Annotated in this window: 23 protein-coding genes; 11 read left to right on the forward strand and 12 right to left on the reverse strand. The window is 71.5% G+C overall.

Translation table 11 applies throughout. From position 1 onward, the window contains the following. Positions 1-33: 33 nt before the first annotated feature. Entirely contained in the window at positions 34-1,329 is a 1,296-nt protein-coding gene (locus ACWDRB_RS19065) for a DUF2252 domain-containing protein (protein WP_449895429.1), read from the forward strand. Positions 1,330-1,335: 6 nt separating this feature from the next. Here ACWDRB_RS19065 and ACWDRB_RS19070 read toward each other — a convergent pair whose 3' ends face one another. The 3 genes from ACWDRB_RS19070 to ACWDRB_RS19080 all read right to left on the reverse strand — a co-directional run bounded on the left by ACWDRB_RS19070 (position 1,336) and on the right by ACWDRB_RS19080 (position 4,136). After that, entirely contained in the window at positions 1,336-2,952 is a 1,617-nt protein-coding gene (locus tag ACWDRB_RS19070; protein ID WP_449895431.1) for an IS200/IS605 family accessory protein TnpB-related protein, read from the reverse strand. Positions 2,953-3,537: 585 nt separating this feature from the next. Beyond that, entirely contained in the window at positions 3,538-3,804 is a 267-nt protein-coding gene (locus ACWDRB_RS19075; protein WP_350724587.1) for a hypothetical protein, read from the reverse strand. Between the two features lie 44 nt (positions 3,805-3,848). Continuing rightward, positions 3,849-4,136, reverse strand: a complete 288-nt coding sequence (locus ACWDRB_RS19080) for a hypothetical protein (RefSeq protein WP_449895434.1) — start codon at positions 4,134-4,136, stop codon at positions 3,849-3,851. 199 nt (positions 4,137-4,335) lie between these two features. On the opposite strand from ACWDRB_RS19080, the gene ACWDRB_RS19085 reads away from it, so the two are divergent. Continuing rightward, the gene (locus tag ACWDRB_RS19085; protein ID WP_350724583.1) at positions 4,336-4,989 is read left to right on the forward strand and encodes an NIPSNAP family protein; all 654 of its coding nucleotides are present in this window, start codon (positions 4,336-4,338) and stop codon (positions 4,987-4,989) included. 10 nt (positions 4,990-4,999) lie between these two features. Here the strand turns inward: ACWDRB_RS19085 and ACWDRB_RS19090 are convergent, their stop codons facing one another. Then, positions 5,000-5,902: an SDR family oxidoreductase gene (locus ACWDRB_RS19090; protein ID WP_449895436.1), complete on the reverse strand. Its 903-nt coding sequence runs from the start codon at positions 5,900-5,902 to the stop codon at positions 5,000-5,002. 31 nt (positions 5,903-5,933) lie between these two features. Next, on the reverse strand, positions 5,934-6,683 hold the full coding sequence (locus ACWDRB_RS19095) for an SDR family oxidoreductase (protein ID WP_449895438.1): 750 nt from the start codon (positions 6,681-6,683) through the stop codon (positions 5,934-5,936). A 46-nt stretch (positions 6,684-6,729) separates the two neighbouring features. On the opposite strand from ACWDRB_RS19095, the gene ACWDRB_RS19100 reads away from it, so the two are divergent. The 4 genes from ACWDRB_RS19100 to ACWDRB_RS19115 are packed head-to-tail and all read left to right on the forward strand — an operon-like array spanning position 6,730 to position 9,977. Further along, positions 6,730-7,458, forward strand: a complete 729-nt coding sequence (locus ACWDRB_RS19100; protein WP_355201536.1) for an enoyl-CoA hydratase family protein — start codon at positions 6,730-6,732, stop codon at positions 7,456-7,458. Between the two features lie 8 nt (positions 7,459-7,466). Further along, positions 7,467-8,237: a CoA transferase subunit A gene (locus ACWDRB_RS19105; RefSeq protein ID WP_449895611.1), complete on the forward strand. Its 771-nt coding sequence runs from the start codon at positions 7,467-7,469 to the stop codon at positions 8,235-8,237. Further along, a complete protein-coding gene (locus ACWDRB_RS19110; RefSeq protein ID WP_449895441.1) occupies positions 8,221-8,940 on the forward strand; it encodes a CoA-transferase subunit beta in 720 nt (239 codons plus the stop codon). The genes ACWDRB_RS19105 and ACWDRB_RS19110 overlap by 17 nt, the downstream gene beginning before the upstream one ends. Next, positions 8,937-9,977, forward strand: a complete 1,041-nt coding sequence (locus ACWDRB_RS19115) for an NAD(P)H-dependent flavin oxidoreductase (RefSeq protein ID WP_449895443.1) — start codon at positions 8,937-8,939, stop codon at positions 9,975-9,977. Before ACWDRB_RS19110 ends, ACWDRB_RS19115 begins: the two co-directional genes overlap by 4 nt. Positions 9,978-10,024: 47 nt before the next feature. Here ACWDRB_RS19115 and ACWDRB_RS19120 read toward each other — a convergent pair whose 3' ends face one another. The 5 genes from ACWDRB_RS19120 to ACWDRB_RS19140 all read right to left on the reverse strand — a co-directional run bounded on the left by ACWDRB_RS19120 (position 10,025) and on the right by ACWDRB_RS19140 (position 14,835). Then, positions 10,025-11,017, reverse strand: a complete 993-nt coding sequence (locus ACWDRB_RS19120; RefSeq protein ID WP_449895445.1) for a hypothetical protein — start codon at positions 11,015-11,017, stop codon at positions 10,025-10,027. Positions 11,018-11,037: 20 nt separating this feature from the next. Next, the gene (locus ACWDRB_RS19125; RefSeq protein ID WP_449895447.1) at positions 11,038-11,370 is read right to left on the reverse strand and encodes a PadR family transcriptional regulator; all 333 of its coding nucleotides are present in this window, start codon (positions 11,368-11,370) and stop codon (positions 11,038-11,040) included. Between the two features lie 66 nt (positions 11,371-11,436). Next, positions 11,437-12,108: a pentapeptide repeat-containing protein gene (locus ACWDRB_RS19130; protein ID WP_350724569.1), complete on the reverse strand. Its 672-nt coding sequence runs from the start codon at positions 12,106-12,108 to the stop codon at positions 11,437-11,439. A 4-nt stretch (positions 12,109-12,112) separates the two neighbouring features. Continuing rightward, positions 12,113-13,612 (reverse strand): glycoside hydrolase family 3 protein, encoded by a 1,500-nt coding sequence (locus tag ACWDRB_RS19135; protein ID WP_449895450.1) that lies wholly within the window; start codon positions 13,610-13,612, stop codon positions 12,113-12,115. Between the two features lie 65 nt (positions 13,613-13,677). Further along, the gene (locus tag ACWDRB_RS19140) at positions 13,678-14,835 is read right to left on the reverse strand and encodes an acetyl-CoA C-acetyltransferase (RefSeq protein WP_449895613.1); all 1,158 of its coding nucleotides are present in this window, start codon (positions 14,833-14,835) and stop codon (positions 13,678-13,680) included. 100 nt (positions 14,836-14,935) lie between these two features. On the opposite strand from ACWDRB_RS19140, the gene ACWDRB_RS19145 reads away from it, so the two are divergent. Both ACWDRB_RS19145 and ACWDRB_RS19150 read left to right on the forward strand, forming a co-directional pair. Further along, the gene (locus ACWDRB_RS19145) at positions 14,936-15,601 is read left to right on the forward strand and encodes a TetR/AcrR family transcriptional regulator (protein ID WP_449895452.1); all 666 of its coding nucleotides are present in this window, start codon (positions 14,936-14,938) and stop codon (positions 15,599-15,601) included. Then, a complete protein-coding gene (locus tag ACWDRB_RS19150) occupies positions 15,598-16,278 on the forward strand; it encodes a DNA alkylation repair protein (RefSeq protein WP_364240329.1) in 681 nt (226 codons plus the stop codon). Before ACWDRB_RS19145 ends, ACWDRB_RS19150 begins: the two co-directional genes overlap by 4 nt. Here ACWDRB_RS19150 and ACWDRB_RS19155 read toward each other — a convergent pair. Further along, a complete protein-coding gene (locus ACWDRB_RS19155) occupies positions 16,271-17,110 on the reverse strand; it encodes a LysR family transcriptional regulator (protein ID WP_449895615.1) in 840 nt (279 codons plus the stop codon). The genes ACWDRB_RS19150 and ACWDRB_RS19155 overlap by 8 nt on opposite strands. An 85-nt stretch (positions 17,111-17,195) precedes the next feature. On the opposite strand from ACWDRB_RS19155, the gene metE reads away from it, so the two are divergent. Next, positions 17,196-19,355: a 5-methyltetrahydropteroyltriglutamate--homocysteine S-methyltransferase gene (gene metE / locus ACWDRB_RS19160; protein ID WP_449895454.1), complete on the forward strand. Its 2,160-nt coding sequence runs from the start codon at positions 17,196-17,198 to the stop codon at positions 19,353-19,355. On the opposite strand, the gene ACWDRB_RS19165 is transcribed toward metE, so the two are convergent. Then, a complete protein-coding gene (locus ACWDRB_RS19165; protein ID WP_449895456.1) occupies positions 19,343-19,897 on the reverse strand; it encodes a GNAT family N-acetyltransferase in 555 nt (184 codons plus the stop codon). The two genes, metE and ACWDRB_RS19165, sit on opposite strands and share 13 nt — an antisense overlap. Before the next feature lie 258 nt (positions 19,898-20,155). Between ACWDRB_RS19165 and ACWDRB_RS19170 the strand changes: the two genes are divergently transcribed. After that, positions 20,156-20,866: an FHA domain-containing protein gene (locus ACWDRB_RS19170; RefSeq protein WP_449895458.1), complete on the forward strand. Its 711-nt coding sequence runs from the start codon at positions 20,156-20,158 to the stop codon at positions 20,864-20,866. Positions 20,867-20,881: 15 nt separating this feature from the next. Beyond that, the gene (locus tag ACWDRB_RS19175) at positions 20,882-21,304 is read left to right on the forward strand and encodes a hypothetical protein (RefSeq protein WP_449895460.1); all 423 of its coding nucleotides are present in this window, start codon (positions 20,882-20,884) and stop codon (positions 21,302-21,304) included. Positions 21,305-21,363: the final 59 nt, after the last annotated feature.

The raw sequence follows: 21,363 nt of genomic DNA on the forward strand, positions 1-21,363 counted from the left end.
TCGGCAGGGTCCAGGGGATCTAGTGTCCGAGGCATGGGCGCACGCTCCTCCTTCCTGCTCGATGTCCTCATGGCAGAGTTCGGCGAGTCGATCAAGCGAGACCCCGCCGCTTTTAGGCGGAAATTTCGGAAAATGGCGGCCTCTCCGTTCGCGTTCTACCGGGGCAGTGCCTGCCTGTTCTACGCGGACATGGCCGAGTCCTACGCGGACCGTTCCTACCTGGACGAACCCACCAGCCGGGTCTGGATCCACGGCGACCTGCACGCCGAGAACTTCGGCACGTACATGAACGCCTCCGGCGTCCTCGTCTTCAACGTCAACGACTTCGACGAGGCCTACGTGGGCCCGTACGTCTGGGACCTCAAGCGCTTCGCCGCCAGCGTGGCGCTCATCGGCTACGCCAAGGCGCTGTCCGACGACTCGATCAGCGTGCTCGTCACCGACTTCGCCGCCGCGTACCTGGTCGAGCTGGGCGCCCTCGCCGCGGGCGGGGACGACGCGATCGGCTCGCTCACCCTGGAGACCACCAGCGGCGTGCTGCACCGGGTGCTCCAGACGGCGCGGCTCAGCACGCGGGTGGCGCTGCTGGACGTCGAGACCGTGATCGACGACTACGACCGGCGGTTCGCGCTCATGGAGGGGCGGGAGCCGGTGGACGCGGCGACCAGGAAGGCGGTGCTGGCCGCGTTCGAGGAGTACCTGACCACGCTGCCCGTGCAGGCCAACCCGGTCGAGCACGTGATCAAGGACGTGGCGCTGCGCAAGGGCGTGGGCATCGGGTCGGCGGGGCTGCCCTCGTACAACCTGCTGCTCGAAGGGCGCTCGCAGGCGCTGGAGAACGACGTCATCCTCTACATGAAGCAGGCGGCCGTGCCCGCGGTGGCCCGTCACGTCACCGACGAGAAGGTGGCCTCGTACTTCCTGCACCAGGGGCATCGCACGGCGGAGTCGCAGCGGGCGCTGCAGGCGTACGCCGATCCCTGGCTGGGATACACGACGCTCAACGGGGTGGGGCAGCTCGTGGCCGAGGTGTCCCCGTACTCGGCGGACCTGGGCTGGGACGACGTGAACGAGCCGGCCGAGCTGCGCTCGATCGTGCAGGACCTGGGGCGGGCGGTGGCGCGCATGCACTCGGTCGCCGACGACGAGTCCAGTCACGACCTGGTCGACTTCTCGACGGAGGAGGCGATCGTGACGGTCATCGGCAACGACAAACCCGGATTTATCGGGATGCTGGTGGATTTCGCCCATCGGTACGGGGCACAGGCCCGGGAAGACCATCAACGGTTCGTCGACCTGTTCCGCAACGGCCGGCTCCCTGGCGTCTGACCGTTCCTATGGACTGAGCATGAGGTGCACGTGCTCAGCCGAACGCTCCGAACGGTGTTGAGCGTTCTGGTCGCCCGCGTTCGTGCCGTGTCCGGGCGGCACGGATCGTGTCCGTGGTCCGGGGATATGGGGGCGGGGTCCCTCACGCCTGCGGACGTCCGGTCCGGCCTGGATGGTCCGATGCCCCTGCTCATCGCTCCGGTGGGCAGGGGGCGGTGTCGTCCGTCGCCGGATCGGGTGCCCTTGGGCGCGTCTTCCGATCGCCACGGCGGCTGCGTCGTGGCGGGTGGTCGTGCGTTTCGTGGAGGTCAGCGGGGCCTGCCAGTGCTGGGCGCCCCACTTGGAGGTGTAGGCCGGGTCGGCGGCGATGATCGCGATCCCACTCTGGTTGGCCATCGAGGCCAGCCGAGCGCGCAGCCTGCTCGTGGGCATGCCGGAGATCACCTGGCGGAAGCGTTTGCGGCGGCCGTGCTTCTCCCGGGTCTTCTCCGTGGCGAAGTCGAGGTCCTCGATGGCGATGGCGTTCACACCGCAGGCTCTTGCCCAGTGCAGCAGCCGGGTCAGGGCGTGGCGGACCTGGGCGTCGCGATGCTCGGCGTTGCCGGACAGATCGAAGATGAAGCGGCGGGGGTTGCCGATCGGGTTGCCGTGGGTGTCCAGGCGCCAGGCGGCCAGGTGGTCGGCGTTGGTGTCCACCCCGATCACCCCTGCGGCGAGCGCGGCAGCCATGGGCACGGCCGGGGCCGCGGGAATCTGCCAGGAGGCGGTGATATACCAGCGCCCGCGCGCCGCGTCCAAGTGGATGCGGTAGGCCACGGCCCGGTTGACCTCGATACGATCCCGCCACTCCGTGCCCCGGTGGGCGAAGGCCACCCGGCAGGCCAACACGTAGCGGCCGTGCGGCGCGTTCGCGTGATGCGCCAGCGGCGCGGGCAGCCGGATCGACACCTGGCCGTCAGGGGTGATGCGGATGGTCTCGTTGCCGTAGCGTTTGCCGGACTCGCCATCAGCGGCCAGAAACCACCGCTCGGCTTCCCACGTCTGCCGCCACTCGGCCTCGGTCAGCCCGGCGGCCCTCAGGTGGTGCCGGGTACGGGCCAGCCGTTTACCGCCTCGCACCACACGCACCCGCCCGGCCTGCTGGTCGGCCTTCCGCCGCTTCAGCCGATCTTGCAGGACGTGCAGGCGGCGGGACTTGGCGAACCACTCCCGCGCCGAGCGGTAGCCGCCCGGTTCCTTGCGGGTGCCCTTCTTCCCGATGGGCAGCGACAACCGGCGGGTGATCATGGCGATGGCGGCCTGGAGATCGCGGATGTGATCGGCCTGACCGCGGCGGGCCAGCGCCCACTGATCATGGGACGCCTTGGTAATGGCCCCGGCCCAGCGCGCCGACGACTGCACGGTCAACTCGCGCTTGCGCGACGCCCAAGTGCCGGCGCAGTGCTCCAGCCCATCGGCGCACCTGGTCTTCAGGTCCGAGGAGGCCAGCGCGCCCAGATGCGCACCGACCAGACGCAGCACCTGCTCGTCTACCGGGGTGAGGTGCTTGAGCCGGTCGCGCACGGCGACACCGGACGGGCCCGGCACCACGAAGGCGGGGGCGATCGGGCACAGCTCAGCCACGCTGGAGGCCATCCAGCGCGATGCCGGCGCGGTCCGGGGCCGACCGGGGGACACGGACGGTCAGCGCTTGTGGATCGAGGCCGAACGGGCACGCTGACGTGACTGGCACGAGCCCCTCCCGAATTTCACGTTGCGCGTCCGTAACGATACCAAGAGTTTACCCTGCTGGATGATGAAGCCGGAATCCGAGCAGAGTGCGCACCGGCGCGACAGCGCCGTGGGAGGGGACTACCCGCTGCGCGTGCACATGCCGTCGAGTCGGCACTCTGGCGATGACGTGAGCAGAGTTACAGCATGCACCTTCACCCACACTCAAACACCAAGAGCTCCGAACCCCCGCGACCGCGCAGGGGTCAGACAGAAGGACTTCAGAGCAGCTCGCGTAGCGCCTTGGCGAAGTTCGCCAACGCTTGCGGCTCGCACCGCAGGTAGAGATACGGCTCCGTCAGCTCCACCTCGATGACCACAGGCTCGCCCCGGGTAGCCGGACCAGGTCGACCCTGGCGTGGAGAAGGGGCTGAGGTACGGCGGCGAGCGCCTTCTCCACGAGATCGACCTGGTCCGGGGCTGGTGTGCGCCTCTCGGCTAGTCGATCTCGACCATGTCCTCGATGCCCACGATGCTGCGGTTGGCGGCGGTCGCGGCGTTGCCGTTGACGTTGTTGACGCTGGTCGCGCCGCGGCCGCTCACATTGCTGCTGACGACATTGCCGAAGTTGTTGCCCGACTGCGAGGAGCTGCGGTTGGAGCTGGAGTTACCCGCGTTGACGTCCGCGTACGCGGGGGCCGCCAGCAGGGTCACCCCGGCAGCGGCGGCGGCGACGAGACCGGTCACGCAGAGCTTCTTCACCATGATCATGGTCCTTTCAGATCGTGTTGGCTTTGGACGTCAGCCGGTCAGTAGAAGATGTAGGTCACCGTGATGCCGCCGTTGGTGGCGGTCGGCGCGATGCCGTTGACGTTGTTGACGTTGGTCGAGAACTCTCTGCCGCGGTTGACGCCGGCGACGTTCCCGAAGTTGTTTCCGGACTGGGACGAGTCGCTGTTGCCGCTCCAGTTGCCGGCGCGGGTGTCGCCGCTCAGCGGCCCCAACCAGTCGTCGTCAGCGTGAGCCGGGGCAGCCAGGAGTGCGCCGCCGACGGCCGCGGCCAGCACGGCTGCGGCGGCGCACACTCTTTTGATCAACTTCTGCTCCTTCGCCGGTAGGGTTCAGGGCCGGCGAGCACGGGCGCGCCGCCCCTTTGACCTTCCTTGACCGCAGGAGATCAAGGTCACAGCGAGCATATAACCGTGAGTTGTCGATCGGTAGCTATGAGTTACCAGAATATTATTCGCCCAATACGCTGACAGAGGATGTCAGTGACCGGGACCTAACGTCCGCCGCATGATCTTCGAACTACGCCAGTACACGCTGCTGCCCGGGCAGCGGGACACCTTGATCGAGCTGTTCGAGCGCGAATTCGTGGAGACCCAGGAGGCGACGGGCATGCGGGTCACCGGCACCTTCCGCGACGAGGGCGCGCCCGACCGGTTCGCCTGGCTCCGCGCGTTCCCGTCCATGGCGGCGCGCAAGGACGCGCTGGAGGCCTTCTACGGCGGTCCCGTGTGGCAGGCCCACCGGGACGCCGCCAACGCCACCATGATCGACAGCGACGACGTGCTCCTCCTGCACTCCGTGGGGGCCGAGCCGCCCGCCTGGGAGCGGCCGCCCGCGGGCGCGACCGAGCTGCCGAAGTCCTTGTACGCCGCCACGATCTACCACGTCGAGGACGGCTTCTCCGCCTTCTTCGCCCGTGAGGTCGCGCCCGTGCTGGCCGAGGCCGGGGTGCCGCCCGTCGCGTGCCTGGAGACGGAGCACTCGGAGAACAACTTCCCCCGTCTTCCGATCCGGACCGGGGAGAACGTGTTCGTGTGGCTCGCCCGCTTCGACCCGGCCGAGGAGGAGCGGGAGGTGGACCTCCCGATGCTGAAGCCCCGCCTGACGGCCGCCCCCGAGCGCATCCTGCTCCGCCCGACCGCCCGCTCGGCCATGCGCTGACCCGTCCGGCTCACGTCCCGTACACGGGCTCCGGCGACGGGGCGGCGGCCAGGAGCCCGGCGACCGCGTCGCCGACGGCCGCGGGGTCCCAGCGGGCGCCGCGCTCGGCCCGCTCGCCGTGGCGCCAGCCCGTGGCCAGGGCGATCGAGCCGCCCTCCACCTCGAACACCCGCCCCGTCACATGACCCGACTCCTCGGAGCCGAGCCAGACGACGAGCGGGGCGATGTTGGCCGGGTCCATGGGGTCGAAGCCCGACTCCGGCCTGGCCATGGTCGCGGCGAACACCTCCTCGGTCATGCGGGTGCGGGCGGCGGGGGCGACGGCGTTCACCGTCACGCCGTACCTGCCCAGCTCGGCCGCGGCGACCTGGGTCAGGGCGGCGATGCCCGCCTTGGCGGCCGAGTAGTTGGCCTGGCCGACGCTGCCCAGCAGGCCCGCGCCGGACGAGGTGTTGATCACCCGGCCCGTGACGCGCTCGCCCGCCTTGGCGCTCTCCCGCCAGTACGCCGCCGCGTGGCGCAGCGGCAGGAAGTGACCCTTGAGATGGACGCGGACGACGTCGTCCCACTCCTGCTCGGTCATGGAGACGAGCATCCGGTCCCTGACGAAGCCCGCGTTGTTCACCAGGACATCGAGGCGGCCGTACGCGCTGACGGCGGTCTTGACCAGCCGGGCCGCGCCGCCCCAGTCGGACACGTCGTCGCAGTTGGCCACCGCCTGGCCGCCGAACGCCTCGATCTCCGCGACCACCTCCAGCGCGGGGCCTCCCGAGGCGCCCTCGCCGCCGGGGCCCGTGCCTAGGTCGTTCACCACGACGCGGGCGCCCTGACGGGCGAACTCCAGCGCGTGCTCCCTCCCGATCCCCCGTCCGGCGCCCGTCACGATCACCACGCGGCCAGCACAGATTCCCACACAGACCTCCCAGAAGGATCATGCAGAGATATCAGGAAATGTCGCTGGAGGCCAGGTGTCGCCAGGCGGGGATCTCGCCGCCGCCGTCCACTCGTACCTCCGCGCCCGTGACATAGCCGGGCGCGGCCAGCCACAGGCAGGCCGCGGCCACGTCGGCGGGCGTCGCCATCCGGCCCGACGGGATGGCCGCTCCCATCCCGTCCTCCTGCCCGCCGTAGTGGGAGGCGGCGTTCCCGGTGGTGTTCCCGGTCGCGGCGAGGCCGACGACGACCGTGTTGACGCGCACCTCCGGGGCCCACTCGGCGGCCAGGCAGCGGGCCAGGTGGTGCAGCCCGGCCTTGGCGGCGCCGTACGCGGAGGTGCCGGGCGAGGGGCGGGCGCCGCTGGCGCTGCCGATCATCACGATCGCCCCGCCGGCGGCGGCGAGCAGCGGGTACGCGAACTGCGAGACCAGCAGCGGGGCCGTCAGGTTGAGCTCGACGACCCGGGCGTGCAGGCGCGGCGAGGTGCCGTCGAGCGGCGCGTACGGCGAGCCGCCGGCGTTGTTGACCACCACGTCCAGCCGGTCGAACCCGGACATCAGCCGCTCAACGTCCTCGGCCACCCGCACGTCGGCCCGCGCGAACCGGATCCCCGGCGCCGGGGCGGCCGGCTCGCGCCGGGCGCAGACCGTCACGTCGGCGCCCGCCTCCCGGAAGGCGCGGGCGATCCCCGCGCCGATGCCCTGGGTGCCGCCGGTCACCAGGACGGCCCTGCCCGCGTAGTCGTAAGTCACGGTCACGGGTGCTACCGTACCAAGCAAGCGTTAGGTGCAACCAGGGAGTCTCATGGGGATCACTCTGCGGGCCGGGCCGATCGCCGAGGTGGTCATGGACGTGCCGCCGGTGAACGCGTTGACCGTGCGCGGCTGGGAGGAGCTGGCCTGGACCCTCCGGCGGGCCGGGGAGGACCCGGAGACCAGGGTGGTGGTGCTGCGGGCCGAGGGGCGCGGGTTCAACGCCGGGGTCGACATCAAGGAGCTGCGGGACGCCGAGGGGTACGAGGCGCTGGTCGGGGTCAACCGGGCGTGTTACGCCGCGTTCGCGGCGGTCTACGAGTGCGCGGTGCCGGTGATCGCGGCGGTGCACGGCCACTGCCTGGGCGGCGGCGTCGGCCTGGTGGGGAACGCCGACATCGTGGTGGCCGGCGAGGACGCGTACTTCGGGCTGCCCGAGGTGGACAGGGGCGCGCTGGGCGCGGCCACGCACCTGGCCAGGCTGGTGCCGCAGCACCTGATGCGGGCCATGGTCTACACGTGCAGGAACGTGACGGCCGCCGAGCTGCACGCGTTCGGGTCGGTGCTGGAGGTGGCGCCGCGCGACAAGCTGCGTGACGCGGCGCTGGAGGTGGCGGGGCAGATCGCCGCGAAGGACCCGTACGTGATCCGCCGCGCCAAGGAGTCCCTCAACGGCATCGACCCCGTGGACGTCAAGCGCAGCTACCGCTTCGAGCAGGGCTTCACCTTCGAGCTGAACCTGATGGGCGCCGGAGACCGGCACAGGGAGCGATTCACGTGACCAAGCTGATGTCGGCCGAGGAGGTCGCGGGCACGGTCGAGAGCGGGATGACGATCGGGATCGGCGGCTGGGGCTCGCGGCGCAAGCCGATGGCCCTCGTCCGCGCCCTCCTGCGCTCCCCCGCCACCGACCTCACGATCGTCTCGTACGGCGGCCCGGACGTGGGCATGCTGTGCGCGGCGAAGAAGGTGCGCAGGGTCGTGGCCCCGTTCGTGACGCTCGACTCCATCCCCCTGGAGCCCCATTTCCGGCGGGCCAGGCAGGCCGGGGAGATCGAGTTCGTGGAGTACGACGAGGGGATGTTCATGTTCGGGCTGCTCGCGGCGGCGCACCGGCTGCCGTTCCTGCCGACGCGGGCGGGGCTGGGGTCGGACGTGCTGCGCGTCAACCCCGGGCTGCGGACGGTGCGGTCGCCGTACGCGGACGGGGAGGAGCTGGTCGCGGTGCCCGCGCTGACCATGGACGTGGCCCTCGTCCACCTGAACCGGGCCGACGCGCGGGGCAACGCCCAGTACCTGGGGCCCGACCCGTACTTCGACGACCTCTACGCCAAGGCGGCGCGGCGGTGCTACGTCTCGTGCGAGCGGGTCGTGGAGAACCTGCTGAAGGAAGGGCCCGTGCAGTCGCTGCTGATCAGCCGGTCGATGGTGGCGGGGGTGGTGGAGGCGCCGGGCGGGGCGGGGTTCACCTCGTGCGAGCCCGACTACGGGCGCGACGAGGCGCTGCAGCGGCGCTACGTGGAGACGCCTTGGGAGGAGTTCGATGAGCAGCAGGGCTGACGTGTGCGTGGTGGCGTGCGCGGAGGCGTTCCGGGGCGACGGCGAGATCCTGGCGGCGGGCATCGGCGGGCCGGTCACGGTGCTGGCGGCGCGGCTGGCGCGGCTGACGTTCGAGCCGGAGCTGCTCACGCACGACGGCACCTGCCTGCTCACCGGCGACGTGCCCGCGCTGGGCGAGGCGCCCGGGGTGGTGGAGGGGTGGCTGCCGTTCCGCGAGCACCTGTGGCTGGTGCTGAACGGGCGCCGGCACGTCATGCTCGGGGCGAGCCAGATCGACCGGTACGGCAACACGAACATCTCCTGCATCGGCGACTGGGCCCGCCCCAAGGCGCAGCTGCTGGGCGTGCGGGGCGCCCCGGGGAACACCCGCTGCGACCCCACCAGCTACTGGATCCCCCGCCACTCCCCCCGGGTGTTCGTGCCCTCGGTGGACATGGTCAGCGGGGTCGGGACCGACAGGGGCGCCTTCGACCTGCGCCGCGTCGTGACGAACCTGGCCGTCCTGGACTTCCGCACCCCCGGCGGGACCATGCGCCTGGTGTCGGTGCACCCGGGGGTCGAGGTGAACGATGTCGTGGCGGCGACCGGCTTCGAGCTGGACATTCCCGACAACGTGCCCCGGACGCGCGGGCCGACCGTCGAGGAGCTGGAGGTCCTGGACCGGCTCGACCCCGAGCGTCTGCGGGACCGGGAGCCGGCGTGAGGACCGCGCTGACGTCCCTGGTCGGGTGCCGCCACCCGATCGTGCAGACCGGCATGGGGTACGTCGCGGGCGCCCGGCTGGCGGCGGCCACCTCCCAGGCCGGCGGGCTCGGCGTGATCGGCGCCGCGACGATGTCCGTGGCCGAGATGACCGCCGCGATCAGGCGGGTGAAGGAGCGCACGGACGCGCCGTTCGGGGTGAACCTCCGATCCGACGCCGACGACGCCGCCGAGCGGATCGGGGTGCTGATCAGGGAGGGCGTGCGCGTGGCGTCGTTCGCGATGGCGCCCAAGCGGGACCTGATCGCCCGGCTCAAGGACGCGGGCGTGGTCACGATCCCGTCGGTCGGGGCGCGCCGGCACGCGGAGAAGGTGGCGGGCTGGGGCGTGGACGCGGTGATCGTCCAGGGCGGCGAGGGCGGCGGCCACACCGGCTCCGTCGCCACGACGTTGCTGCTGCCCCAGGTCGTGGACGCGGTGGACATCCCGGTGATCGCGGCCGGGGGCTTCTTCGACGGGCGGGGGCTGGTGGCGGCGCTGGCGTACGGGGCCTGTGGGATCGCCATGGGGACCAGGTTCCTGCTGACGAGCGACTCCCCCGTGCCCGACGAGGTGAAGAAGCTCTATCTGGCGACGCGGGACACGGTCGTCACGACCAGGGTGGACGGGGTGCCCCATCGGGTCCTGCTGACCCCGTTCGTGGCGTCGCTGGAGCGCTCGCGCCTGGTCAGGGCGGTGGTGAACGGGGCCAGGTTCAAGCGGCTGTCGGGGCTGTCGTGGGGCGAGATGCTGCGCGAGGGCCGCCGGATGAGGCAGGCGCGCGACCTGACCTGGGCCCAGGTGCTGCAGGCGGCCAACACGCCGGTGCTGCTGCGGGCCGCGATGGTGGAGGGCCGGGCGGACCTCGGGGTGATGGCGTCGGGCCAGGTGGTGGGCGTGATCGACGACCTGCCGTCCTGCCGCGAGCTGATCGAGCGCATCATGGCCGAGGCCGAGACCGCCCTGACCCACCTGGGCCGCACGATGGAGGTGTCCTGACCGCCCGCGCTCCGGAGAGCGAGGAGCGTTGACGCGCCCGGCCGGGCTCAGACCGCGGTGATGCCGCCGGTGACCAGGCCGCTGCGGCGGCGGCTCAGGGTTGCGCCGGCGGCGAAGGCCAGGGCCGCGCAGCCGAGCTGGGCCAGGACCATGGAGGTGGGTATCCGCAGCAGGTCGCCGAGGTCACCGAGGGCCGCCGCGGGCAGGAACAGCACCAGCGCCACCCGCCTCCCCAGCGCCGACCGGCACGCGTACCCGGCGGCCAGCGAGACCACGACGAGCCAGGGCACGGGTTTCCAGGCCACGACGTCGTGATGGTCGATCACGTCCACCCAGCGCACGATGGCCTTGCTGGCGGTCAGCCCCGCCAGCGCGAGCGGCGCCCACAGCAGGAGGGACCTCCGGGGGACGATCGCGAGCGCCCGGTGCGCCCCGGGCAGGAAGGCGATGACGGCCGCCGCCACCTGCGCCAGCAGGATCAGGCCCGTGTTCGGCTGCGCCAGATCCGCCAGCAGGACCCGCACACCGTCCGGCGACGACAGGACGTACAGGTCCAGCCCGCTCCAGGGGTCCGCCAGGTGATACGCGAGCGCTACCGCGCCGAGCACGGCGATCCACCGGCGGCCGAGCAGCACCGCCAGCGCGGGCAGGGCCGCGACGGCGACAGGCTCGACGAAGTGCAGGAGCCAGACCGGTTCCCGGAACAGGTCGGCGCCGAAGGTCCGCGCGGACTCCACGATCTCGACCGCCATCAGCAGCGCCATCGCGAGGGCGGCGGTCAGCATCAGCAGCGGCCACAGCGCCACGGCCACGGTCAGGCCCTCGCGCCAGACGGGCCCCGAGACGGGCCCGAACGCCCGCCGAACGTGCACGCGCAGCGCCCCCCACAGCAGGTCGGCCGCGTCGGCGGGATGCGGGCGGAGTTGGCCGGGCCGCGCACCGGCCAGCAGCACGCCGATCATCTCCTCCTCGTGCCGCTCCCGATGATCGCGCGGGTAGCAGGCCAGGAGGCGGCGGTAGCGGGCTTCGAGCGGGCTCATGCCATCAGCTTCGAGCGGGCTCATGCCAGGCCTCCCGCCCCCGCGGCGCGCAGGCGCGCGGTGGCCGCCCGGGCGTGCCTGCGCATCCGCTCGGCCTCCGCCGCCAGCCTGGCCGCGCCGTCGCCGGTGAGCCTGTAGTAGCGGCGCACCCGCCCGTCCACGATCTCCTCCCGGTCGGCCTCGATGAGGCCCTCCGCCTGGAGGCGGTCGAAGGCGGCGTACAGGGTGCCGGCGCGCAGGCGGACCTGTCCGTCAGAGATGCGCTCCACGTCGGTGATGACGCCGTACCCGTGCTGCGGCCCGGCCGCCAGCGCGGTCAGGATCAGGAACGTGGGCTCCTGCATGGATTTCATATGATCAATATATATCGATGATCTGACTATCGGCAGCCGAATGGGCGACGTTCGGAGCGCCCGAGGCTAGAGCACGGTGATGCCGCGGGCGGCCAGGATGGCGTTGGCCTGGGTCTGGTTGATGATCGCGCCCGCGAACGCCCGCAGCTTCGCGTCGTCCGGCTCGCCCAGGTCCGCGCCGCGTAGATCGGCCTTGTTGAACTTGGTCTGGAGCAGGCGCGACCCGATGAACCGGCAGTCGCTGAACGTGGCCTCCGTGAAGTCGCACCCCGACAGGTCGGCGTCGTCGAAGCGGACTCCCTCGATGACCTCCGCGCGCAGGGAGCACCCGCCGAGGTTGGCCAGGGTCAGGTTGGAGCGGGCGATCTTGAAGCCGGTGCCGCGCGAGCCCGTCAGCGCGGCGCCGATCATGCGGCACCCCGTGAACGAGACGTCCGTGAGGAGCGCGCCGCCGAACTGCGCCGAGGACAGGTCCACGTCGGTGAACGTCACGTCGATGAGGTCGGCGTCGTTGAAGCGGGTCCGCATCCCGCCCCCGCCCGTGAACGAGGCCCCGTCGAGGTCGGCCTTGCGGAAGTCGGTCTGGTCCAGCACGCACGACTCGAACCTGGCCCCCGCCAGCGGGGCGCCCCACAGGTCGGTCTCCGTCAGATCGCACTCGCGGAAGACATGTGTCTCGTCCGCCGGGAGCCGATCGGCCAGCGCCTTGCGGGAAAGATCCTCGCCGTCGAAGTTCACGGGATCAGAGCCTACCGGTGAGCACCTCCGCGGCCGCCTGCCCGCAGACCCGGGCCGAGCCGTACGTGGCGATGTGCACGGCGCCCAGGTCCGAGCGCTCGGGCAGCCCCATCTCCACCACCACGGCGTCGGGCCGGGCACTGAGCAGGTGCCGCAGCGCCTGCTCCTGCCAGGCGTGCCGGTGCACGTCCCGGACCACGATCACCAGCGGCCGCCCGGTGGACTCCCCGAGCAGGCGCTCCAGCGCCGAACCCGTCGAGTCCCCCACCTCCAGCCGGGTCACCACGGTGCCCGGCAGCAGGCGGGCCAGCGGCTGCCCGACGCCCCACGGCGTGTTCCTGTCGATGGCCAGGTTCATCGCGGGGGCCAGCTCCACCACGGACGCGGCCGAGGTCAGCGGCAGCACGGGGGCGGTGGACCGGCGGGTGATCCGGATCGCCCGGCGCGCGGCGGCCAGGCCCACGGAGCCGTCCACGGAGCCGTCCACGGAGCCGTCGCGGGACGCCTGGCTGCCCGAGGAGGCGGCCCACGAGGCCAGCTCGCGGACCCTTCGAGCGGCGTCGGCCAGCCGTTCCTCGGGCAGCAGTCCCTGGGTCACCGCCGTGGCGATCGCGTCGCGGATACCGGCGGCGGTGGCCTCGTCGGCCCGTTCGCCGCCGACGCAGATCGCGTCGGCCCCGGCGGCGATGGCACGGGCGGAGGCGCCCCCGATCCCGTACACCCCCGCCACCGCGGCCATCTCGATGCCGTCAGTGATGATCATTCCTTCGAACCCGAGCTCCTCCCGCAGCAGCCCGGTGAGCACCTTCGGGCTGAGCGTGGCGGGCAGCTCGGCGTCGTACGAGGGCACGAGGAGGTGGCCGGTCATGACGGCCTTGACGCCCTCCTTGATCGCCTCCCGGAAAGGGAGCAGCGCGTCCTCGATCCCGTCGGCCACCACGGGCACGCCGTGATGCGAGTCGACCGAGGTGTCCCCGTGCCCGGGGAAGTGCTTGGCGCACGCGGCCACGCCCGCCGACTGCAGGCCGCGGACGAACGCCCTGGTGTGCCGGGAGACCAGGACCGGGTCCGCGCCGAAAGCCCGCAGGCCGATGACCGGGTTGTCCGGGTTGGAGTTCACGTCGGCCGAGGGGGCGAAGTCGAGCGTGATGCCCGCCGCCGCCAGGTCGCCGCCGAGATCCCTGGCCAGGGCCTCGGTCAGGGCCACGTCGTCCACGACGCCCAGCGCGTACCCTCCGGGGCGGCTGCTCCCCGTGGCCACCTCCAGTCGCGTGACCTCCCCCGACTCCTCGTCGATGCCGACGAGCACCGAGGGGTTCTCCGCGCGCAGCGCGGCGGTCAGCCGGGCCACCTGAGCCGGGTCGGCGATGTTGCGCGAGAACAGCGCCACGCCGGCCAACCCCTGGCCGAGCCGGTGGCGCAGCCAGTCGGGAGGCGTGTGCCCGGCGAAACCGGGAAAGAGGACGGCGTCGGCAAGGCGAAGCAGGTCACCGCTCAAGGGCATGACCCGAAATCTAATAGGAAAGTTTCCTATTTGCTAGAGTCATTTTCTGACGTCAGCACCTTCTTTCAGGAAGGCAGGCGCTCGATGACGGTGACGTTCGCCTGTCCTCCTCCTTCGCACATGGTCTGCAGGCCGTACCGTCCGCCCGTGCGCTCCAGCTCGTGCAGCAGCTTCACCGCCAGCACGGCGCCGGTCGCGCCGAGGGGGTGGCCGAGCGCGATGGCGCCGCCGTTCGGGTTCACCTTGGCGGGGTCCGCGCCGGTCTCCTTGATCCAGGCCAGCACGACCGGCGCGAACGCCTCGTTGATCTCGATCGCGTCGAAGTCGCCGATGGACAGGCCCGTCATGCCGAGGGCGCGGGCGGTGGCCGGGATGGGGGCGGAGAGCATCACGATCGGGTCGGCGCCGCGGGCCGACAGGTGGTGCACGCGGGCGCGCGGGGTCAGGCCGTGCTCCCGTACGGCTCTGGGTGAGGCGACGAGCAGGGCCGCCGCGCCGTCGGAGATCTGGGACGCCAGGGCCGCGGTGAGCCGGCCGCCCTCGACCAGGGGCTTGAGCCCGGCCATCCGCTCGATCGTGGTGTCCCGGCGCGGGCACTCATCCGTGGTCACGCCCTCGTAAGGGGCGATCTCGCGCACGAAGCGCCCGGCGTCGATGGCGTGCAGGGCCCGGCGGTGCGACTCGTACGCGTACCGCTCCATCTCCTCGCGCGACAGGTCCCAGGTGGCGGCCATCTGCTCGGCCCCCGCGAACTGGGAGACCTCCTGCGTGCCGTACCGCCCGGCCCAGCCCTTGGACCCCCCGAACGGCGTCTCGTGGCCGAAGGCACGGCCCGCGAGCATCGCGGCCGAGATGGGGATCATGCTCATGTTCTGCACGCCGCCGGCCACCACCAGGTCGCTCGTGCCGGACAGCACGGCCTGGGCGGCGAAGTGCAGCGCCTGCTGGGACGAGCCGCACTGGCGGTCCACCGTGACGCCGGGCACCTCCTCGGGGAGCCCGGCCGCGAGCCAGCAGGTGCGGGCGACGTCCCCGGCCTGCGGGCCGATCGTGTCCACGCAGCCGAAGATCACGTCGTCGACGGCCGCCGGGTCGGCGTCCGCCCGCTGCATCAACTCCCTGAGCACGTGCGCGCCGAGGTCGGCGGGGTGGGCCGCGGCCAGGCCGCCGTTCCTGCGCGCGACGGGGGTGCGGACGGCTCCGACGATGTACGCCTCGTTCACCATCATCGCATCGTAGCAAGCGCTTGGTAGAGCACGGAATGCCGCATGAGCTGCGTCAGTTAGGTGAACAAGCGATTGTGCGAGGGCTCATAATGGTGTCGTGACCACGCGTAAGAACTCCGGCAGCACGACCACCCCGGCCAAGCGTCAGCGCGCGAGCTCGGGGTCCGCCTCCGAGCGCCGCGACCACCTCGTCAAGCTCGCCGCGGAGCTCTTCGCACGCAAGGGCTTCCAGGCCACGACAGTACGTGAGATAGCCGACGAGGCAGGCATCCTCTCCGGAAGTCTCTACCACCACTTCGACTCCAAGGAGACGATCGTCGACGAGGTGCTCTCCACCTTCCTCGACGACCTCATCGCCCGCTACCGCGCGGCGGTCGACACGAGCGCCGACGCCCGCACGGTGCTGTCGGAGATGGTCCGCATCGGGTTCGGCACGCTGGAGCCGCACCGCGCCGCGATCACCGTCATGCAGAACGACTGGAACTACCTGCGGCAGTTCGAGCGGTTCAACTACCTGGTCAAGGCCGAGGACGAGGTCGAGCAGATCTGGGTGACGCAGATCAAGGCGGGCCAGGCGGCCGGGCTGTTCCGGTCCGACGTCGATCCGAAGCTGACGTACCGCATGATCCGCGACACGATCTGGGTCGCGGTGCGCTGGTTCCGTCCCGGCGGCAGGCTCAACACGGCCGGGCTGGCCGAGCACTACATCACCGTGCTCTTCGACGGCCTCGCCACCGGCGAGCGCACCACGCAAAAGGGATGAGCCTCGGCAAGGCAGTGCGGCTGGCACTGCAGGAGGCGGCGGAGCCCGGCAAGGCCGAGGCGATGCGCACGTACATGAAGTCGACGATGCCGTTCCTCGGTGTCCAGGCGGTGCGCAGGCGGGCGGCGCTGCGGCGGGTGTTCGCCGAGCACCGGCTGGACACCGCGCCGGAGTGGCGGCGGGCCGTGCTGGCGCTGTGGCGCGAGGCCGAATACCGCGAGGAGCGCTACGCCGCCGTCGAGCTGTCCGGCTACCACCTCTACCGCGACTACCAGACCCTCTACACGGTGCCGATGTACGAGGAGATGATCGTCACCGGAGCCTGGTGGGACCTCGTCGACGAGCTGGCCACCCACCGCGTCGGCGGGCTGCTGACCACCTACCCCGACTCCATGCGGCCGCTCATGCTGGAGTGGGCGCACGACCGCGACCTGTGGAAGCGGCGCACCGCGATCCTCAGCCAGAACCGGTTCAAGGAGCGCACCGACACGGCTCTGCTGTACGCGTGCATCGATCCGAGCCTGTCGGACAACGACTTCTTCGCACGCAAGGCGATCGGCTGGGCGTTACGCGAATACGCCAAGACCAACCCCGACGAAGTGCTCCGCTACGTCAACGCCAAGGGCATCACGGGCCTGAGCCGCCGCGAGGCGCTCAAGAACCTCCCCCTCACCTAGTCCACAGGGCGTCCTGGACGGCCTGCACCAGAGCCATCAGCTCCGGCGTCACCCGCTCCTTCGACCAGGCCAGCGCGTACGTGATGCGCAGGTCGCCGGCGTCGAGCGGCACGAAGCTCACGTCGTCCCTCCTGATGGTCCTGACCAGGAGCTGCGGGATCGGCAGCAACCCGGCGCCCGCGGCCACGAGGTCGAGCGCGGCCGCGAAGTCGTCGTCGGCCGCCATGCGCGAACGCCCCGGCAGCCCCGGCCACGGGCGGCTGCCCGGCGTGAGCAGCACCTGCCCGCCCAGCTCGCCAGGGGTCACCTTGGTCCTGGAGGCCAGCCGGTGACCCGCGGGCACGGCCAGGTGGTCGACCGTCACGTGAAACCTGGCCGCCGTCACGAACTGCGCCGGCGCCGGGGTGGCCAGGATCGCGGCCGAGACCTCACCGTCCGCCAGCGCCCGCACCGCCGCGCCCCGGCCCGCCGCCCGCAGCTCCACGCCGATCGCCGGAGTGCGACCGGCCAGCCGCCTGACGATCCGCGCCGCCAGCGTCCCGACGAGCGGTGGATAAGCGAGATGAATGGTCGTCCTGGCCAGCCGGGCCGACTCGGCCTCGAAGGCGCCGACCGACTCGATCACCCGCTCCGCGTACGGCAGCAGCGCCTTGCCCTCCGCCGTGAGCCGCACGTCGCGGGCCGTCCGCTCGAAGAGCCTTACCCCGGCGGCGCGCTCGAGCCGGGTGATGGCCTGGCTCATGGCGGGCTGGGACATCCCCAGGTCGGCGGCGGCCCTGGAGAAGCTGAGCCGCTCCGCGACCCTGGCGAAGCAGTGCATCTCCTTGAGCATAAGCAGCACCAATCCATGATGCACGAACTCCCGAGTGCTCGGCAGGATGCCTGCGATCAGCCGAACGAGATCAAGGGAGCCAGACATGTCCCCATTCCCCAAGTCCACCGTCCTCGGGTATCCGAGGATCGGGCCGCGGCGGGAGCTGAAGCGGGCGCTGGAGTCGTACTGGGACGGGCGGTCGAGCCGGGCGGAGCTCGAGCGGGTGGGGGCCGAGATCAGGGAGCGCACCTGGCGCAGGCTCGCCGAGCTGGGGCTGGAAGGGCTGCCGTCCAACACGTTCTCGCTGTACGACCAGGTGCTGGACACGGCGGTGCTGCTGGGCGCGGTGCCCGCGCGCTACCGCGAGGCCGGCGACCCCTACTTCGCGATGGCCAGGGGCACCGAGGGGCTGGCGCCGCTGCGGATGACGAAGTGGTTCGACACGAACTACCACTACATCGTGCCGGAGATCGGCCCCGACACCGTGTTCAAGCTGGACGCGGCCAAGCCGCTCTCCGAGGTGCGCGAGGCGCGGGCCCTCGGGTACGAGACGCGGCCCGTGGTGGTGGGGCCGGTGACGTTCCTGCTGCTGGGCTCGGCGCTGGACCGGCTGGACGACGTGCTGGCCTGCTACGAGGAGCTGCTGTCCGCGCTGGCCGCCGAGGGGGTGTCGTGGGTCCAGCTCGACGAGCCCGCGCTGGTCGGCGACCGGACCGCCGAAGAGCTGGCCGCCGTGCGCGCCGCCTACTCGCGGCTCGGCTCCCTCACCACCCGACCCGGGCTCTTCGTGGCCTCCTACTTCGGTGACCTCGGTGAGGCCCTCCCGGTCCTGGCCGAGACCCCGGTGGAGGCCATCGGGATCGACCTCGTCCGCGGCGCCGTGCCCGCGCTCGACCTGACCGGCAAGACCGTGGTGGCGGGCGTGGTGTCCGGGCGCGACGTGTGGCGCACCTCGCCCGGTCGCGCCCTGGCCGCCCTGGGCGCCGTACGCGCCTCGGAGGTGGTGGTCAGCACGTCGTGCTCGCTGCTGCACGTCCCCTACGACGTGGAGGCCGAGTCGGAGCTGGACCCCGCGCTGAAGGGGCGGCTGGCGTTCGCCGAGCAGAAGGTGGCGGAGGTGGTGGCGCTCGCGCGGTCCCCGCTGCGGGACGCGCCGCACACCGCGCCCTCCGTGGCGCTGCCCGCGCCCGTGGTGCCGGAGGAGCGCAGCCCGTACGCGGTCCGGGCGGCGGCGCAGGCCGAGCACCTGCGGCTGCCCGCGCTGCCGATCACCACGATCGGCTCGTTCCCGCAGACCGGCTCGCTGCGCGCCGCCCGGGCCGCGCTCGCTTCGGGCACGCTCTCGCAGGCCGGCTACGAGCGGCAGGTCGAGGCCGAGATCGAGCGCGTCATCCGGGTCCAGGAACGCCTCGGGCTCGACGTCCTCGTACACGGGGAGCCGGAGCGCAACGACATGGTGCAGTACTTCGCCGAGCACCTCGACGGGTTCGCCGTCACCAGGAACGGCTGGGTCCAGTCGTACGGCTCCCGCTGCACCCGGCCGCCGATCCTGCACGGGGACGTCGGCCGCCCGTCGCCGATCACGGTGCGGTGGGCCACGTACGCGCAGTCGCTCACGGACAAGCCGGTCAAGGGCATGCTCACCGGCCCCGTCACCATCGTGGCCTGGTCCTTCGTCCGCGACGACCTGCCGCTGCGCGACGTCGTGTTCCAGGTGGCGGACGCCGTCCGCGAGGAGGTCCGCGACCTGGAGGCGGCCGGGGTGTCGGTCATCCAGGTGGACGAACCCGCCCTTCGCGAGCTGCTCCCGCTGCGGCGGGCCGCGCAGGCCGACTACCTGGAGTGGGCGGTGGCCGCGTACCGCCGGGCCACGTCGGGGGCCGGCGACCGCACGCAGATCCACACCCACCTGTGCTACTCGGACGCCGACCAGATCCTGGCCGCCATCGACGGCCTGGACGCCGACGTGACCACCATCGAGTCGGCCCGATCAGGCGCGCGCATCCTGGGCACGGTCGGGACCTTCGGGCGAGGGCTCGGGCCCGGCGTCTACGACATCCACTCGCCGCGGGTGCCCGCGGCCTCGGAGATCGAGGACCTGCTGCGCCGGACGCTGGCGGCGCTGCCGGTGGAGCGGGTCTGGGTCAACCCGGACTGCGGGCTGAAGACCCGGACGTACGAGCAGGTGGAGGCGTCACTGGCGAATGTGGTCACGGCCACCCGCCGGGTCCGTGCGGACCTTGACGCTCTTCAGGAGGCGTAGCGTTCGGCGAACTCCTCGATCGTCATCCCGAACAGGACCTCGTCGTCGTAACGGCCGTTGGCGTAGTGGCACCTGCGCCGGCGGCCCTCCTCGACGAACCCCAGCCGCCGGTGCAGCGCCAGCGACGCCTCGTTGGAGCCGTAGACCCCCGCCTCGGCCTTCTGGAAGCGGCGCTCGAAGAACATGTACCTCAGGAGCAGGACGACGGCCTCACCGGCGTACCCCTTGCGGTGGTGGGGCGTCCCGATGCCGATCCCGTACGCGAAGGTGCCGTGCACCCGGTCGACGCTGTGCGTGTTCATCATGCCGACCGGGGTGTTCCCGTCCCGGGTGGCGATCACCAGGCGCACCTCGTCCAGGCCCTGGGTCCGCTCGGCCAGCTCGGCGGCCCACTTCCTGGCCCGCGCCGCCGACTGCGGCGGGTGGAGGTGCTCTCCGCTCCTGACCGCGTCGGAGTATTCGTCGAAGGAGTGGAACGCCTCCCAGTCCTCGGGCTCGATGGCGCGCAACCGGACGAGCTGACCTACCCATGCCGACGTCATGCCCGGCAGCAAACCACGCCCCCGCACACCGCCGCGAACGGTTTTCCCGCCGGAGAGTGGCCCACCCGGGTCAAGGGACCCTCACCGATGCGCCGCATTTCGGAACCGTCCTATTGCGGGGATTCGGCGGCCCTTATAAAAACCCGCCGAATCCAGCTTTATTATTTGCTTTGATTGTGCTGTTCGCCATTCGGGGGCCGGCGCCATGGGGAGGTGCGCATGGGTTCTCAGCCCCAGCTGCTCGTCGTCAGCAGGGGAATGGCCGGGATCAGGTTCGACATTCCCGGCGGGCACACCGAGATCGGAAGCATGCGGGGTTCGGGGATCCTGCTGGAGGTCGACGGGGTCAGCCGGCGGCACGCGTCGCTCGACCGGAACGGCGACCACGTGGTCATCAACGATCTCGGGTCGCGAAACGGCACCTGGCTCAACGGTCACAAGATCGCCGGTGGTCAAGTGCTCCATGACGGGGACCAGTTGCGGATGGGGTACGCGGAGCTGCGGTTCGTCCAGCCTGCCGGGACGGGTCCGTCAGCAGGTTACGAGTTCGGGGACGTACGCGGGCCGGTGAACGCGGGAAGCGGCGTCCAGTACGTGGGCGGGCACCACCAGAACGCCGGCCGGGACATTTATGGCGACAATTATGACGTTCAAGTCAACGCCGATTACGAGCCGTTCGACGAAGTCTTCCAGGGAAAAGGGTTCGGGCGCGTGCTCTTGGTCCTCGGCACGATGATCGCGCTCGCCGGGTTCGCTATTTGGTCGTCCCTCATCTTCGGCGCCATGACCTCCAACGATTTCTCGAACCCGATGACGCAGGAGTTGATTCCCGGCATTCCCCAGGCACCTGCGGGTTTCGGTCTTTTCGTGGCCGGTGGGGTGCTCGCGGGGATCGGCTCGTCCATGTCCAAGGCCGCGCGCAAGCGCGCGGAGCAGCGCAGACGGCGGCGGCGCGGGCCGCGGACCTAGGGAGAGGTGACGGTTATGGGGGAGACCTTCCGTTTCGGGAACGTCAGCGGGCCGGTGAACGCCGGGAGCGGCACACAGTACGTGGGCGGACATCACCAGACCGCCGGGCGGAACATCCACGGCGTCGCGGGACACCAGCTCGCCGGCCAGGGCCTCCACTCCGACCTGGACGCCATCAGGAGCGCCCTGGACGAGCTGAGGCTGTCCGCGGCCGAACGCCAGAGCGCGGAGCGCGAACTGTCCGCGGTCGAGGACGCGGTGGGCGGAGAGACACCTGACAGGGAGCAGGCCGGCCGGCACCTCCAGGAGCTCACCTCCGGGCTGGAGCGCGCCGGAGCTCTCGCCGACGCCGGCGCCACGTTGATCGACGCCCTGGGCCGCATCGCCCAGTGGCTCGGCCCGCTGGGCGCCGGAGTACTCGCCCTCCTCGGCTACTGACGCCCAGGGGTCTGGCCGTGCCGCCCGACTGGGAGCACGTCCGAACTCCCTGCACGAAT

It is taken from the genome of Nonomuraea sp. NPDC003707 (assembly GCF_053587055.1).